The organism is Nonomuraea sp. B208 (assembly GCF_057536035.1).
On sequence record NZ_BAAJOU010000021.1, the window covers coordinates 209,416 to 223,052 of the forward strand.

Consider the following 13,637-nt stretch of genomic DNA (forward strand, 5'->3'; position numbering starts at 1 on the left):
CGTCGAGGCTTCTCTACGGCTGTCTAGCCTCAGGCCGATACAGGGCTATATTCCGGCAGAGACGAGTCGCTGTCCTCGCCGCTGACCACCGCCATCCGCACCGCCGGGCGCCGCCCGCTGAGATAGACGGCGAACACCACGTCGTCCTGCTGCTGGTTGCGGAAGGCGAAGAAGCGCCAGCACAGCTCGCGCCAGCTGTCGTACGGCTCGGCCGAGGTCAGCTCGTGCCGGTGCGCCCGCCAGGTGCCGCTCGCCCGCAGCCGGGCGAGGGTCGTCGACTCGGCGGGCCCTGGGCGCTGCTCGCAGGGGGCGCGGTAACGCACCCGGTCGAGCAGCTCCTCGATCTCCGGCGACAGGACGGCGAGCACCAGCACCCCGGCCGCCGTCAGCCACGACAGGCCGGTGGCGGCCGTCCAGCCGGTCACGGGCGCCCACACCGACACGACGGCCATCCCGGTCAGCACCACCGTCCTGGCGATCGAACGCAGCCCCACCGGGGCCGAGCTCACCTCGCCGAAGCAGCCGCAGCCCGCGTCCGGCCGCCGCCTGCGCAGCTCCAGCAGCACGTACGTGGACATCGCGAAGAACGCGACCGTGCCCCACCGGAAGAACGGATGCGTGGAGAGCGCCAGCCCGGCCGCCAGCACCGCCTCGACGACCGCACACACCAGCAGCGCGGGCGCCTGCAGCCGGCCGGGCATCAGCACGGCCGGGCCGAGCCGGGACAGCGCGCCGGGCTCGCCGCCGGAGCGTACCGTGACGATCTTGGCCACCGTGCCCAGGCCGAGCAGCACGACGAGGATCGGCAGCTGTGATTCCAGCACGCGGCTCACCCCAATCCGATCTGAGCGTTGAAGCAGCCTTTCACCAAATCACCGCCGAGCTCCACGTACGAGTACGGCGAGAGCTCCGCGATCCGCCCCCGCGGCGAGGTGTCGCACTCGACGCAGCGGTCGCAGAACCGGCCCGCCAGGCAGCCACAGGCCACCACGGGGACGTTGGCCGAGCGGCCCGAGCAGACGTTCCTGATCTGCAGGAGCGAGCCGAGGGCGAGGTACGGCAGTCCCGCGCAGGACACCCCGGCGTCCGCGCAGCCGGTGTCGGAGCGCTCCAGCATCGGGTAGGCGGCGCCGCGTTCCTCCTCGTCGAAGGTGTCCGACCAGGTCGCGGTGCCGGCGATGCGCTGCTGCACGCCGGCGTACGCGGGGGGTGGGGGCGGCACGGCGCGGGCCGGGTAGGGCGGCTGCGAGGTCGCCGGCAGCAGCGCCTGGCTCGCCCCCTCCTGGCGCAGGCCGATCGCGTCGAACAGGTAGCCGGGCTCGAACTTCGGATGCCGCACCTGGAGCCGTCCCGACGCCCGGTAGGGGATGACGATCGTGCGGTGCCCGCGGTGCGGCCCGCAGTCCAGCTCGACCGTCAGGTCCTTACGTCCGTCGATGGACTGGATCGTTCCGGTGATGCGGGTCGTGTCGGCCCAGATGCGCTCGACGACGCGGCCCTCGCGCAGGGTGCGCATCATGACCAGCGACCCCACGGGCAGGGCGGCGGGCGCGACGTCGGCGCCGTGCCAGGCCGTCGCCCAGGGGGCGATCACCAGGCGTTCCTGGGCGCCCTCAGGGGTCTCGATGATGATCAGGTGCGGGCTGATGTCGAGGATCTCGCCGGCCACCGCCCGCAACGGCCCGCCTCCGGCTTCGCCTGATTCCTTGGGATTGTCGGGGCCCGGGACGCCGGGCTCGCGGCCGAGCGCGGCCGCGGCGAGCACGCGGCGGCGCTCGATGATCGGATACCCCATCCGCCCTCCCTCGCTCGCCTACTAGGGTCACACGACTCGCGAGTGGATCACGCCCTGCGCCGCACAGGGGAGCAAAATACGCAACCTTGAGGAAGTGCCCTGACATCCGGCGGTGGAAGGATCGCCACCGACCTTGACGGACTTTTGTCGTCGGCGGGCCGAAACCTGAATTGCAGTTCAGCCCGAAAAGGGCATCCGGCTGCGATTCTGGCCACGATGCAGACCACGGACTGGGAAGAAGAGTTCCGCGAGTACGTCACGACCCGCGGTCCCGCCCTGCTGCGCGCCGCGAACCAGCTCACCGGGCACCCCCTGGACGCCGAGGACCTGCTGCAGAACGCGCTCACCAAGACGTACCAGGCGTGGGGGCGCATCGAGGACCGCCGGGCCTTGGACGGGTACGTGCGGCGGGCCATGGTCAACATCAACATCTCCCAGTGGCGGCGGCGCAAGCTGGAGGAGTACCCGTCGGGGGACGAACTCCCCGAAGTGGTGGCCGCGGCGGAGGGGGCGCCGAGCGGGGAGATCCACGAGCGGCTTGAGCAGGCGCTGAGGGAGCTGCCCGAGCGGATGCGGGCGGCGATCGTGCTGCGGTACTACGAGGACATGACGGAGCCGGAGATCGCCCAGACGCTGGGGATCAGCGTGGGGACGGTGAAGAGCACGGTGTCACGCGCGATGAGCAAGCTCCGCTCCGCCCTGGGGCTGGCGGGCTCGTAGGCTCGGCCTCGCTGGGCCGGGCTCAGGGCGCGGCCGGGTTCAGGGCGCGGCCGGGCTCAAGGCGCGACCGGGTTCAGGGCGCGGCCGCGACGGCGGCGTCATCGCATCCGGATCCGGCCGTGGCCTCGCATCCGGCGGCGTCCATGGCGAGGTCGGCGCCGGCGGTCGCGCAGGGGCGTACGACGTCCCTGATCTTCCTCAGACTGGCCAGGAAGGTCTCAAGCTCCTCATCCGGCAGCAGCCTGGTGAACGTCCTGTCGATGTCCTGGAGGTGCTCGGGCAGCACGGATTCCAGCCGGTCCTGGCCGGCCGGCGTCAGGACCGCGTAGGAGGCACGCCGGTCGCTGGGACAGGCCTGCCGCGCCACCAGCCCTTCCCGTTCGAGCCGGTCGACGACGCGGGTCACCCCGCTGGTCGACAGCCCGGTCTGCGCGGCGAGATCGCTCATCCGCAGCCGCTGCTCGGGGGAACGTGCCAAACGGATGACGGTCTCGAAATCGATCTCCGACAGGCGGGCGCGCGCCAGCGCGGGATGCAGCCGCGCCATGATGCCGGCGTGCACCTCGGTCAGCAGGCCCAGGGCCGTGAGCCGGGAATCGTGGTAGTTCATCACGCTCATAGCATAGACGACGATAGTTGACGTGCGGAATATTCCTCGTGTAGAAAGTTGTTGCAGCAGACATCCGCACCGCGACTGTCACGAGGAGAACCCCATGAGCACCCGTACCTGGGAGAGCCTGACCATTCCCGCCGCCGGCACGTACAACCTCGACGTCGCCCACACGCGCATCGGCTTCGTCGTCAAGCACATGATGGTCAGCAAGGTCCGAGGACATTTCGGCACCTTCAACGGCTCGGTCACCATCGCCGAGAACCCGCTCGAATCCTCCGCCGAGCTCACCATCAAGACCGAGAGCATCGACACCGGCATGCCCGACCGCGACGGTCACCTCCGCAGCGACGACTTCCTCGCCGCCGACAAGTTCCCGGAGATCACCTTCAGGAGCACCCGCGTGACCGGCCACTCGGGCGACGAGTTCACCGTCGTCGGCGACCTGACCATCCGCGACGTCACCAAGGAGGTCGAGCTCACCGTCGAGTACGGCGGCGCCGGCACCAACCCCTGGGGTGCGGCGGTGTGGGGCTTCTCGATCACCACGGAGTTCGACCGCGAGGAGTTCGGCCTCACCTGGAACCAGGCCCTGGAGACGGGCGGCGTCCTGGTCGGCAAGAAGGTCAAGATCGAGATCGAGGGCGAGGCCAACCCGGCCGCTTGATCACGCGATCGCGTAGGGTTATCCACAGCCCCGAAGCCCGCCCACGCTCTGGGCGGGCTTCATCCACAGCCAGTTACCCACAGGCTGTTGATAACTCTTGGTGAAGGCGGGAGCGGATTCGCTTTGCCGCCTCGCCAGAAGGCCGGTACTCTGTGCTGAGCCGCACCGGCTACCAGGAGGATTCGCCTAGTCAGGTCTATGGCGCCGCACTGCTAATGCGGTTTGGGTTTAACGCCCATCCGGGGTTCAAATCCCCGATCCTCCGCAGACGAGAGGCCCTCTTCCCGAGCACGGGGAGAGGGCCTTTCTGATCTCTGTGGACAGCCAGGCGCGGGAACCGGTGTCGGCCAGGTTGTGAGCGATCAGGGAAGCGAGAGCGTGACCACGGTGGCGTCGTCGAAGGTCTTGCCTCGCGGCCACCGGGATCCTGTGAGGTCGCTGTGCCCGAGCAGATCGAGAGCCTGTCGCCAGGTGGCGAGGTGGAAGCGATCAACGAGCCGGGACGCGCCGTCGCTGAGGAGTACGGAGGCTCACGGCCGGACAACGCCTGCTCGTCGACTGCGCCGCCCAGCGAGCCGCCCGGGTCGGGGCCGACACCCGGGATCTCGACGCCGGCAGCGACGTGACCTGCGTCCTTCAGGCGAAGAAAACAGGCTCGGGCTTGCGCTGGCTGCCGCTCACACCGCGATCGCCGGACTAGACCCGCACAGCCGCACGACCGCCTATACCAGCTCGGTCAGTGGCACCAACAGCACCAGCATCCTGTAGATCCGAGCTCGCCGGGCCTTCCTGTGAGTGGCTGGCGCGATCACTCCGAAGGCTTGTGGTCGCGGGGAACTACCTACAGTGATACTTCGTGTATGACGGACATGTTCATTGCGTCTGAGCACGCCTGCTACATCGGCCCAGCAGCGGGAGGCCTGATCAGCTCTGCCTGGTGCAGCTTGGCGTTTGAAGATGTGCTGTGCGCGTTCTCTCCGAGCGTCACGGCAGAACACGTAACGAGCCCCGACCTGCTCCTTTACAAGGACGACAAGTTGGAGATCTATTTCGTTCCGTTCGACTGGGTGAATGTCAGCGCTCGGGTGATGCTCGTAGGGCTCACGCCGGGCCGCCAACAAATGCATCTTGCCGTACGGACTGTCGCGCGTGCACTCCAGAGTGGCAAGTCTCTCAACAACGCCCTCAAGGAGGCGGACGAGGTAGGGAGCTTCGCCGGTTCCATGCGTACCAACATGATCTCTATGCTGGACGGGATCGGGCTTCAGGCCGCACTCGGGATCAGCAGCACTGCCCAGCTCTTTGCCGAACGGTCTGATCTCCTGGCCTCCACGTCCGCCATTTGCCACGCCGTGTTCGTCAAGGGGGCGAACTACTCCGGGTCGCCAGCGGTCGATCGTCATCCAGTGCTGACCGCATTTGCTCGACAGGTCCTCCACAAGAACCTCGAGATGGTCCCCGACGCGCTCGTCATCCCTCTGGGCAAGGCTGCCAGCAAGGCCGTCGAGCTCACGAACGTCTCGCCCGATCGGGTTCTTTATGGATTCCCGCATCCGTCCGGCGCCAACGGGCATCGAGCACGTCTGTACACCGAGGCACGTGAGGCGATGACGCACAGGGTTCGTACGTGGACCGGATCTTCCTGAGTGAGTGCTTCTCGGAGATCTCGGATTCCCATCCATGGTCGTCCGAGTTCGGCGTTGCTCTCTGGGGTCGAGCGCCATCATCCGCTGGGATTGTTCCCGCTGGGCCCTGAGCACTGGCAGCACCTCGTACCGGGCGCCTTAATCACCATGCACGGGAGGTGACCGCCCGCTGGAACGGCGCGCATCATGGAGGTCATGCTGTGGGTCACGGCAGCTCTTCAGTTGCACTTCTAGTTGCAATCCAGCTCGGTCAATGCTGTTCGTAGTGGACCGGCCGAGTGCGTTGGTCCAGATTGAATCGATCGGGATGGCCAAGATCCGAGCCCCGATCCTCCGCAGGTGAAAGGCCCTCTTCCCACGTACGGGGAGAGGGCCTTTTTGATCTCTGTGGACAGCAGGGTTGCAGTGTGGGTGGGGCGCTGCGTCGAGGTGGCCCAGGTGTGGCCGAGGATCTCGTACGACGCGGATGTGGACGCCCTGCTTCAGAGGTTCATCGGTCCGGGTGCTCGTGGAGGGCCGTCACAGTCTCTGGCGCGTGTACCGGTGATCAGGTTCTTCGAACTCCATGCCGTTCTCGTCGAGAGCGTTGTAGATCGTCAGACGGTCGTGAGGGAAGAGGAATCCGACAGCGACCGTCCCGTGCGCCAAGTCGTCACCCTTCCACTCGAGGAGCTCCACGGCCTGCAGTTTCTGCCCCTGCAAGCTCGCCAGCTCGTCAGGAACGCCCTCTCGCCATGCCAGCCGCAATCCTGTCCCCGCCCAATCCAGTGGCTGAGCCGGATCGACCGTGTTCCACGTGATCGAGATCTCATCGAATTTCTGGTGGACGATCTCGACCTGCTCGCCCTCGAAGTCCAGCAGGACCAGGCCGTCGGAGAACCAGACGTCCTCGTCGAGGTCCCACACCAGCAGGGCTCGGGTCAGCCTCCGCCCTTCCAGCATGGCGAGTCTTTCACCATGAGTGGTGGCGACCACGGAACTCCCGCTCAACCATGCGGGGCTGTATCCACTGATCCCGAAGTCGAACATCTGGCGATCATGCCAGGAGTCGACGTTGGGAAGCCAAGCCCTTACGAGCAAGTTGCGGCGCCGAGGGAGGGTGCCGGCACCCGCTCCTGGCTTCACCCTGTTGCGCGATCATCGGGTGATGAGAGCACAAGTGGCTGCCTTCCGATGGCCGGATCTCGAACTCGGAGGAAGCATCGACGATCCTGCCCATGCCTGTGAGCTGCTGGAGATGTACGTCGGCCCGCAGGGAGAGCCGGGCGAGGAGCGGTTCCAGCTCACCGTCTGCACCCCGTCGGCCCTCGCCGATCAGCTGCGGCGGCATCCCTTTCTCATCGGCCGCCATTGGCTCTTCGTGTCCGAGCTGCGTCCCGCCGAGGTGGCCCAGTGGCTGAGCGACCGGATGGCAGTGCTGGAGGCTCCGACCTGGAGTGAACTCGCCGAGAAGATAGGCCGGATCGGAGAGCGGGAGTTCGACGACCACGACGGTGACTACGACGGTTGATCGGTCAAGGGCGTCGGTCCAGGTGGAGCCGATCGGAACGGCCGAGATCCGAAGGTCTCTGGGGACGCCATGCCGGCCGCCCGGACCTGTGTGGTGAGCGTGGCTTGTAAGGCTTCCGCCGGTTCTCACCAAGTACGGGTGTAGATCGACGAAGGGAGCAAGGCCGGTGCGTCTCAGACGGGGGAAGCTCGCCACCGACCCCGTGGCGTTCGAAGCCTTCTACCGGCGGCACATCGACGCGGTCACGCGTTTTTTGTCGCGCCGGGTCGACGACCCGCACACGGTCGCCGATCTGGCGGCCGACGTGTTCCTCGCGGTGTTCGACTCGGCGCACACGTACCGTCCGGGCAAAGGCAGCGAGATCGCGTGGCTGTACGGCGTCGCGCGCAACACGCTGTCGGCCGAGCGGCGGCGGGCGTTGCGGGAGTCCCAGCTCACCCATCGGGTGAGCGGGCGGCGTCCGCTCGACGGCGACGACGTGGCCCGGCTGGAAGAGCAAATTGACGCGGAACAGCCCGCCAGGGCGGCCTTCGAGGCCATGGCCGGATTACCCGACGGGGAGCGCGCTGTCCTGGAGCTGGTGGTTCTGGAGCAGCTCACGCCGTCAGAGGCGGCGGTGGCGCTGGGAATCCGGCCGGGGACCGCCATGGTGCGGCTGCACCGCGCCCGCAAGACGCTCCGCGACCTGCCCTTCGTCATGGAAGGAATCCCACGATGAGATTCGAGGAGCAGTTGCTGATGGACCTCAAGACCGAGATGGCCGCGCGGAACGAACGCAGCCGCCGCGTCGGCCGCCGCCTGCTCGCGGGGGCGGCGGTGGCCGGGCTGGCAGCCGTGGCGGCGGTGGCGGTGCCGTTGCTCACCGGGCCTGAGCCGGCGTACGCGGTGAGCAAGAACGCCAACGGCACCATCACCGTGGAGCTCAAGGAGTTCAGGGACGCCGACCAGCTGGAGGAGGACCTCAAGGATCTGGGCGTGACCGCCGACGTCACGTACCTCAAGCCCTACACGAAGTGTCAGGCCGACCGGGGCGCACTCGTCGGCGGTGAGTACGACACTCCGGAGGAGTGGCGCGCGTCCGCGCACTACAAGGTCGCCAGGCCGGGGCCGAAGGGTTTCGTCATCGATCCCCGCTATGTGGGGAAGGGGCAGACGGTGGTGCTGGAGTTCACCGAGAACCCGAAGGGGCCGGTCAAGTCGCAGCTCAAGGCGGAGGTGATCGAGGGCCGCGTCAAGCCGTGCGTCCCGGAGCACGACTCGACGCAGCTCGGCTGATCGGTGGCTGTGCGAGGCCGGTCCACGCGTCGGGGTGTCGGTGCGCCCTGACGGGCCGGTCTCGCCCGTCTCCTGCTCGTCTCGATCACGTGGTCGTCTTCACCGGGGGCAGCCTTTGTCTGCCGGCCTGAATCCCACGACACCATCGAGAGCGCAGGCCCTCTTCCCGAGTACGGGGAGAGGGCCTTTCTGATCTCTGCGGCCACAGGGTGAAGCTCAGAGCCCTGTCGGTCCACCTGTCCCCAGCCCTCGACTGTTCCGCGGCTCGGAACTTCCTGTGGGCACGTGGCAGGGCCAGAAGCGCCGGAGGGCGCTGGAGCGTGAGCAAGCCCTTGCCTTTGCGCGCACGCGCAGAAGGACGAGGCCGCCGCACAGATACAGCACGACGATCGCCACACCGCGGCCGACCTTCTCGCGGAGCGCCGGACATGACCAGAGATCAGGACAGGGTGTCCTTGACCTTGATCTGGCCGTCGTCGATCACGAACAGCTGGTTGTTGTTGGGGACACACTGCCACAGATATACCTGCGCGCCATTGGTGCGGTTGTTGGTGACGTCCAGGCAGATGCGGTTGCCTGAGTTGAGGGTGGACTTGAGGATGATCATGCCCCTCTGGACGACCCAGAGCTGGTTGGCGTTACTCACACACTGCCACTGGTACACCCGGGTGCCATTGGCGCGGTTGTTGGAGGCGTCCAGACACATCTCCTGGCTCTTACCGATGGTGTCCTGCACCTTGATGAGGCCGTCCTCGATGACGAACCTCTGGTTGGGGTGGTCCATGCACTGCCACAGGTGGAACTGGGTGCCGTTGCCACGGCTGTTGGTGGTGTCGACGCACATCGCGGGTCCGGCCAGGGCGGTGCGGCCGGCGCGCTGGTGGGCGGAGGCCGCGGCGGGCAGGATGGCGGCCGCACTCACTGCGGCGGAGGTGACGGCGACTGTCAGCAGACGGCGAGCAAGCATGGTTGCCTCCCGGAAGAGTTGGGTCGGAACTCCAACATCATGCTGTGACAGATAGTTATTTATCAAACACTCTCCGTATGCGATGTCGCGAGTGGCTCCACCACGAGTGGCCGGGCATGTTGGGCAAATGGGCAGCCTTGACCGGCTCCTGGCTCACCGAGGCGTCGAGGTCGAGTCGCGGGTCGGTCACGAGTCAGGACACGGGTGACGCCGCTGCCCGGCCGGGGTCCGGTTTCACCGGCGGCAGCAGCAACGCGACGATGACAGCCGGCGCTCGACCTCCGCGAATTCACCGAGGCCCAGCTCGGAGATGAAGGAAGGCCGCCCACGCTCCTCGAGACGGCCTCCGTTGCCGTCCGCCATCTGGCGCGCCCGGGGCCCGAGAACGTCGTCAAGTTGCGGAGGGGGCAAGGTCCGCCTTTCGCGGGAGCAGTCTTCTGTCTGCCGGCCGGAAATGCCATGACACGATCGAGAGCGCCAGGAGAATGAGTGCCGGGAGCGATTCATACCAGGCGTCGCCCGAGGCGACATGCGAGAACATCCCTCCCGTGAAGAGGAAGAAGAGACCCGCATAAGCCCATTCCTTGAGCAGTGGATATTTGGGCAGGAGGATCGCCGCCGCGCCCAGGAGTTTCCACACCCCCAGTAGTGTCAGGATGTAGACGGGGTATCCCAGCTGCACGATGCCCCATGCGTAGGGCGGCGCCAACGCTCCTTCGCCTTCCGTTCTCAGCAGTTGCTGGACACCGGAGCCGACCAGTCCTGATGCGACTCCGAGAGTGGAGAGCCAGTAGGTGATCTTGCGCATGTTCGCCATTTCCATCGGCTCCTTGTCGGCTTGATCTCCACGTCAAGCTATGGCGAGTTCGTCGGTCCGTGCTTCTCCATTCCTGATCGATCCCGTGGGAGGCAAGGCGGCGGGCAAATCATGTTGGGGTGGAGGGGGCTTTCGTCGCGGAAGGGCCGATTCCCGCGCGGATGGATCACCAAGAACCGCTAAGTGCGGACGTCACCTAGGGAAACGATCCACCTACTTGTCCTGAGACGGCGTGGCTATACCGGAAGGGTCACGTACGACCAGGGACAGGAAGGGGCCACCCGCCGTGGACGCGAACGGCATCGACGCCGCGCCCGGGTACCGGGCCGCGCTGGCGGTGGCGGACGCCGTCCTGTACGAGGGCTACCTGCTGTACCCCTATCGCCGTTCCTCGCCGAAGAACCAGGTGAGGTGGCAGTTCGGCGTGCTGCTGCCGGAGCCGTGGGCCAGGGCGCACGGGCTGGAGGGCGGCGGCGTGGCGGGCTCCGCCGAGTCGTGGTGGCAGCAGACCGAGTGCCTGCTCGTCGCGCCCGCCGACGCGGTCGTGCGGGGCCGGCTCCGCTTCCTGCAGCTGCGCCGCCGTACGCCCGAGGAGCGGTTGCCGGACGGCGGACACCGGGAGGCGGACCGGGTCGGCGAGGCGCTGAGCTTCGACGAGGCGGTGCCGCGCGAGCTCGACGTACGGGCGTCCGTGGCGGAGCTGCGGTCCGGTGAGAAGCGGCTCGACCTGGGGGTTCCTGGCGGTGAGACGGTCACTCCGCTGCCCGGCTCGGCCGGGCGGACGCGGTGGCGTGAGTGGCCGCTGAGCGCGCGGGTGACGTTGTCGCTGAAGCCATGTGAGGCCCCTGCGGCACCGCTGCCTAAAGGGGAGACGCTCTACAGGCTCCGCGTACGGACCGAGAACGCCGGCCGGGAGCCGTCGTCGCCGGAGACGCCCAGGGAAAAGGCGCTCCAGCACGCCCTGATCGCCTGTCACACCCTGCTCACCGCGCCAGGCGGCCGGTTCGTCTCGCTGCTCGAACCCCCGGACTGGGCGCGGGACGCGGCCGGCGCGTGCGTCAACGCGCACACGTACCCGGTGCTGAGCGGCGACCAGGTGGTCCTGTCGTCGCCGATCCTGCTCTACGACAACCCGCGGATCGCGCCGGAGAGCCCCGGCGACCTGCACGACGCGGCGGAGATCGACGAGATCCTGTCGCTGCGCACGCTGACCCTCACCGACGCCGAGAAGCGCGAGGCGCGCGCCACCGACCCGCGCGCCGCCGCCATCCTCGACCGGGTCGAGGCGATGACCCCGGAGGACCTGGCCCGCCTGCACGGCACCACCCGCGATCCGGGACCGGCCGGGCCGGTGCCGTGGTGGCATCCCGAGGCGGACGCCGGCGTGTCGCCGGAGACGGACGCCGTCGAGGTGGCCGGGACACTGGTGCGCAAGGGCAGCCGGGTGCGGCTGCGGCCCCGGCTGCGCGGCTCCGACCCGCAGGACATGTTCCTGGACGGCAGGACGGCCCTGGTGGAGGCGGTGCTGCTGGACGTGGACGGCGCCCGCCACCTCGCCGTGACGCTGGAGGACGACCCGGCGGCCGAGCTGAACCAGTGGTACGGCCGCTACCGGTACTTCGCGCCCGAGGAGACCGAGCCGCTGGACGGGTCACTGGACGGGTCGCTGGACGGGGAGCCCGCATGAACCGGGTGCTGGTGGCCGGGATCGGCAACGTGTTCCTGGGCGACGACGGGTTCGGCGTCGAGGTGGTCCGGCGGATGGACGCCTCGGCCCTGCCCGGGTCGGTGGTGGTCGCCGACTACGGCATCCGCGGCGTCCACCTGGCCTACGAGCTGCTCGGCGGCGCGTACGACACGCTGATCATGGTGGACGCGGTCGAGCTCGACGGCCCGCCGGGCACCGTGGCCGTGCTGGAGATCGACGACGAGCCGGCGCCGGACGCCCTGCCGCCGGTGAACGGGCACGGCATGCATCCCCAGGCCGTCCTCGACCTGCTCGGCAAGCTGGGCGGCAAGGTGCCCAGGGTGCTGCTGGTGGGCTGCCGGCCCCAGACGATCGACGAGGTCATGGGCCTGTCGGAGCCGGTCGCCGCCGCCGTCGAGGGCGCGGTCGCCGCGGTGACGGCGCTGGCCCGTGACGAGACGTACCGACAATCCGACAGGGAGCGCGCGGATGCATGAGACGGGAATGTGCGACGAGATCGTCCAGGCGGTCCTGCGAAGGGCGGAGGGACGGCCGGTGGCCGCGGCACGCGTCCGCGCCGCATTCGCCGGGCACCGGCCCGATCCCGCGGTCGTCGAGCAGGGCTTCCGCATGGCCGCGGCCGGGACCCCGGCCGAGCACGCGCGGATCGAGCTGGTCACCGAGCCGCCCGCGGTGAGCTGCCGCGACTGCGGCGCGCGGACGCCCGCGGCCGACGCGCTCGCGCTCGTCGCCTGCCCGCGCTGCGGCGGCGTCGACGTCGAGCTCGCGGGTGACACCGGTGTCGTCGTCGAGTCGATCACCTACCAACCGGACGTTCACGCGAGCGAGGTGCGCACATGACGCAGACGCAGCAGCAGGGCGGCCAGGCCGCCGCCGGCTACGACGAGATGCACATCCTGTGGATATCCGAGGGCATGAGCTGCGACGGCGACACCGTCTCGGTCACCGCGGCGACCCAGCCCGCGATCGAGGACGTGGTCGCCGGCACCATTCCCGGCCTGCCCAAGATCCACCTGCACAACAAGGTGCTGTCGCCCAGCCTCGGCGGCGAGGACTACCTGGCTCCGTTCCGGGCCGCGGCCCGCGGCGAGCTGGAGCCGTTCATCCTCGTCATCGAAGGTTCGGTGCCGAACGAGAACATCAACGGCGACGGCTACTGGACGTCGTTCGGCAACGACCCGCACACCGGCCAGCCGCTGACCCTGAACACCTGGATCGACCGGCTCGCCCCGCAGGCGTGGGCGGTCGTCGCCATCGGCACCTGTGCCACCTACGGCGGCATCCACGCGATGGCCGGCAACCCGACCGGCTGCATGGGCCTGGCCGACTACCTCGGCTGGGACTTCCGGTCGGCCGGCGGGCTGCCGATCGTGAACGTGCCCGGCTGCCCGGTCCAGCCGGACAACTTCATGGAGACCCTGACCTGGGTGCTCTACCACGCCGCCGGCAGTGCGCCGCCGCCCCCGCTGGACGAGATGCTGCGGCCCCAGTGGCTGTTCGGCAAGACGGTCCACGAGGGCTGCGACCGGGGCTCCTACTACGAGCAGGGCGACTTCGCCCACGACTACAACTCCCCGAAATGCCAGGTGAAGGTGGGCTGCTGGGGCCCGGTGGTGAACTGCAACGTGCCGAAGCGCGGGTGGATGCGCGGGATCGGCGGCTGCCCGAACGTGGGCGGCATCTGCATCGCCTGCACCATGCCGGGGTTCCCGGACAAGTTCATGCCCTTCATGGACATGCCGCCCGGCAGCAGCCTGTCCTCGACGTTGATCAAACCGTACGGCGCGTTCATCCGCCGGATGCGCGGCATCACCAACCACACCGCCAACAGGGAACCGCGGTGGCGGCACAACCGTGAGGCGCTGACCAGCGGCTACGACCCGCGCTGGCGCCCGTAGGCCCGTCGGCGCGCACGAGAGAGA

Annotated in this window: 16 protein-coding genes and 1 tRNA gene; 11 read left to right on the forward strand and 6 right to left on the reverse strand. The window is 68.4% G+C overall.

The window, feature by feature from the left end; translation table 11 throughout:
• Positions 1-29: 29 nt before the first annotated feature.
• Together AC27IY_RS17890 and AC27IY_RS17895 are read right to left on the reverse strand one after the other, a co-directional pair.
• The gene (locus AC27IY_RS17890) at positions 30-824 is read right to left on the reverse strand and encodes a MauE/DoxX family redox-associated membrane protein (protein ID WP_423452033.1); all 795 of its coding nucleotides are present in this window, start codon (positions 822-824) and stop codon (positions 30-32) included.
• A gap of 5 nt (positions 825-829) precedes the next feature.
• Positions 830-1,795 carry a hypothetical protein gene (locus tag AC27IY_RS17895; protein ID WP_364460858.1) on the reverse strand — a complete coding sequence of 322 codons (966 nt, stop codon included), beginning with the start codon at positions 1,793-1,795 and terminating at the stop codon, positions 830-832.
• A gap of 216 nt (positions 1,796-2,011) precedes the next feature.
• Between AC27IY_RS17895 and AC27IY_RS17900 the strand changes: the two genes are divergently transcribed.
• The gene (locus AC27IY_RS17900; protein ID WP_344213773.1) at positions 2,012-2,515 is read left to right on the forward strand and encodes a SigE family RNA polymerase sigma factor; all 504 of its coding nucleotides are present in this window, start codon (positions 2,012-2,014) and stop codon (positions 2,513-2,515) included.
• A gap of 73 nt (positions 2,516-2,588) precedes the next feature.
• On the opposite strand, the gene AC27IY_RS17905 is transcribed toward AC27IY_RS17900, so the two are convergent.
• On the reverse strand, positions 2,589-3,125 hold the full coding sequence (locus AC27IY_RS17905) for a MarR family winged helix-turn-helix transcriptional regulator (protein ID WP_423452031.1): 537 nt from the start codon (positions 3,123-3,125) through the stop codon (positions 2,589-2,591).
• A 103-nt stretch (positions 3,126-3,228) separates the two neighbouring features.
• On the opposite strand from AC27IY_RS17905, the gene AC27IY_RS17910 reads away from it, so the two are divergent.
• From AC27IY_RS17910 to AC27IY_RS17920, 3 genes are all read left to right on the forward strand, one after another.
• Entirely contained in the window at positions 3,229-3,792 is a 564-nt protein-coding gene (locus AC27IY_RS17910; protein ID WP_344213771.1) for a YceI family protein, read from the forward strand.
• A gap of 175 nt (positions 3,793-3,967) precedes the next feature.
• A tRNA-Ser gene (locus tag AC27IY_RS17915) sits at positions 3,968-4,057 on the forward strand.
• 595 nt (positions 4,058-4,652) lie between these two features.
• Positions 4,653-5,438, forward strand: a complete 786-nt coding sequence (locus AC27IY_RS17920) for a uracil-DNA glycosylase family protein (protein ID WP_487178606.1) — start codon at positions 4,653-4,655, stop codon at positions 5,436-5,438.
• Positions 5,439-5,957: 519 nt separating this feature from the next.
• On the opposite strand, the gene AC27IY_RS17925 is transcribed toward AC27IY_RS17920, so the two are convergent.
• Positions 5,958-6,467, reverse strand: a complete 510-nt coding sequence (locus tag AC27IY_RS17925) for a hypothetical protein (protein WP_487178607.1) — start codon at positions 6,465-6,467, stop codon at positions 5,958-5,960.
• Positions 6,468-6,585: 118 nt separating this feature from the next.
• On the opposite strand from AC27IY_RS17925, the gene AC27IY_RS17930 reads away from it, so the two are divergent.
• The 3 genes from AC27IY_RS17930 to AC27IY_RS17940 all read left to right on the forward strand — a co-directional run bounded on the left by AC27IY_RS17930 (position 6,586) and on the right by AC27IY_RS17940 (position 8,223).
• Positions 6,586-6,948, forward strand: a complete 363-nt coding sequence (locus tag AC27IY_RS17930; protein WP_487178608.1) for an Imm8 family immunity protein — start codon at positions 6,586-6,588, stop codon at positions 6,946-6,948.
• Positions 6,949-7,114: 166 nt separating this feature from the next.
• Positions 7,115-7,666 carry an RNA polymerase sigma factor gene (locus AC27IY_RS17935; RefSeq protein WP_344213767.1) on the forward strand — a complete coding sequence of 184 codons (552 nt, stop codon included), beginning with the start codon at positions 7,115-7,117 and terminating at the stop codon, positions 7,664-7,666.
• Positions 7,663-8,223 (forward strand): hypothetical protein, encoded by a 561-nt coding sequence (locus AC27IY_RS17940; protein WP_423477491.1) that lies wholly within the window; start codon positions 7,663-7,665, stop codon positions 8,221-8,223. The genes AC27IY_RS17935 and AC27IY_RS17940 overlap by 4 nt, the downstream gene beginning before the upstream one ends.
• Positions 8,224-8,662: 439 nt before the next feature.
• Here AC27IY_RS17940 and AC27IY_RS17945 read toward each other — a convergent pair whose 3' ends face one another.
• Positions 8,663-9,190 carry an RICIN domain-containing protein gene (locus AC27IY_RS17945; RefSeq protein WP_487178609.1) on the reverse strand — a complete coding sequence of 176 codons (528 nt, stop codon included), beginning with the start codon at positions 9,188-9,190 and terminating at the stop codon, positions 8,663-8,665.
• A gap of 391 nt (positions 9,191-9,581) precedes the next feature.
• Complete coding sequence (locus AC27IY_RS17950) at positions 9,582-10,013, reverse strand: DoxX family protein (RefSeq protein ID WP_487178610.1); 432 nt, start codon at positions 10,011-10,013, stop codon at positions 9,582-9,584.
• Between the two features lie 280 nt (positions 10,014-10,293).
• On the opposite strand from AC27IY_RS17950, the gene AC27IY_RS17955 reads away from it, so the two are divergent.
• Genes AC27IY_RS17955 through AC27IY_RS17970 form a run of 4 tightly spaced genes read left to right on the forward strand, consistent with a single transcriptional unit; the run spans position 10,294 to position 13,613 of the window.
• A complete protein-coding gene (locus tag AC27IY_RS17955) occupies positions 10,294-11,694 on the forward strand; it encodes a hypothetical protein (RefSeq protein WP_487178611.1) in 1,401 nt (466 codons plus the stop codon).
• Complete coding sequence (locus AC27IY_RS17960) at positions 11,691-12,191, forward strand: hydrogenase maturation protease (RefSeq protein WP_423452017.1); 501 nt, start codon at positions 11,691-11,693, stop codon at positions 12,189-12,191. The genes AC27IY_RS17955 and AC27IY_RS17960 overlap by 4 nt, the downstream gene beginning before the upstream one ends.
• Positions 12,184-12,555: a hydrogenase/urease maturation nickel metallochaperone HypA gene (locus AC27IY_RS17965; protein WP_487178612.1), complete on the forward strand. Its 372-nt coding sequence runs from the start codon at positions 12,184-12,186 to the stop codon at positions 12,553-12,555. Before AC27IY_RS17960 ends, AC27IY_RS17965 begins: the two co-directional genes overlap by 8 nt.
• Entirely contained in the window at positions 12,552-13,613 is a 1,062-nt protein-coding gene (locus tag AC27IY_RS17970) for an NADH-quinone oxidoreductase subunit B family protein (RefSeq protein ID WP_487178613.1), read from the forward strand. Before AC27IY_RS17965 ends, AC27IY_RS17970 begins: the two co-directional genes overlap by 4 nt.
• Positions 13,614-13,637 lie beyond the last annotated feature (24 nt).

Excerpts from the sequence above, each read along its gene's own strand:
- AC27IY_RS17895 (WP_364460858.1), bottom strand. The coding sequence starts at position 1,795 with ATGGGGTATCCGATCATCGAGCGCCGCCGCGTGCTCGCCGCGGCCGCG.
- AC27IY_RS17900 (WP_344213773.1), top strand. The coding sequence starts at position 2,012 with ATGCAGACCACGGACTGGGAAGAAGAGTTCCGCGAGTACGTCACGACC.
- AC27IY_RS17905 (WP_423452031.1), bottom strand. The coding sequence starts at position 3,125 with ATGAACTACCACGATTCCCGGCTCACGGCCCTGGGCCTGCTGACCGAG.
- AC27IY_RS17910 (WP_344213771.1), top strand. The coding sequence starts at position 3,229 with ATGAGCACCCGTACCTGGGAGAGCCTGACCATTCCCGCCGCCGGCACG.
- AC27IY_RS17920 (WP_487178606.1), top strand. The coding sequence starts at position 4,653 with ATGACGGACATGTTCATTGCGTCTGAGCACGCCTGCTACATCGGCCCA.
- AC27IY_RS17925 (WP_487178607.1), bottom strand. The coding sequence starts at position 6,467 with ATGTTCGACTTCGGGATCAGTGGATACAGCCCCGCATGGTTGAGCGGG.
- AC27IY_RS17930 (WP_487178608.1), top strand. The coding sequence starts at position 6,586 with ATGAGAGCACAAGTGGCTGCCTTCCGATGGCCGGATCTCGAACTCGGA.
- AC27IY_RS17940 (WP_423477491.1), top strand. The coding sequence starts at position 7,663 with ATGAGATTCGAGGAGCAGTTGCTGATGGACCTCAAGACCGAGATGGCC.
- AC27IY_RS17945 (WP_487178609.1), bottom strand. The coding sequence starts at position 9,190 with ATGCTTGCTCGCCGTCTGCTGACAGTCGCCGTCACCTCCGCCGCAGTG.
- AC27IY_RS17950 (WP_487178610.1), bottom strand. The coding sequence starts at position 10,013 with ATGGAAATGGCGAACATGCGCAAGATCACCTACTGGCTCTCCACTCTC.
- AC27IY_RS17960 (WP_423452017.1), top strand. The coding sequence starts at position 11,691 with ATGAACCGGGTGCTGGTGGCCGGGATCGGCAACGTGTTCCTGGGCGAC.
- AC27IY_RS17965 (WP_487178612.1), top strand. The coding sequence starts at position 12,184 with ATGCATGAGACGGGAATGTGCGACGAGATCGTCCAGGCGGTCCTGCGA.
- AC27IY_RS17970 (WP_487178613.1), top strand. The coding sequence starts at position 12,552 with ATGACGCAGACGCAGCAGCAGGGCGGCCAGGCCGCCGCCGGCTACGAC.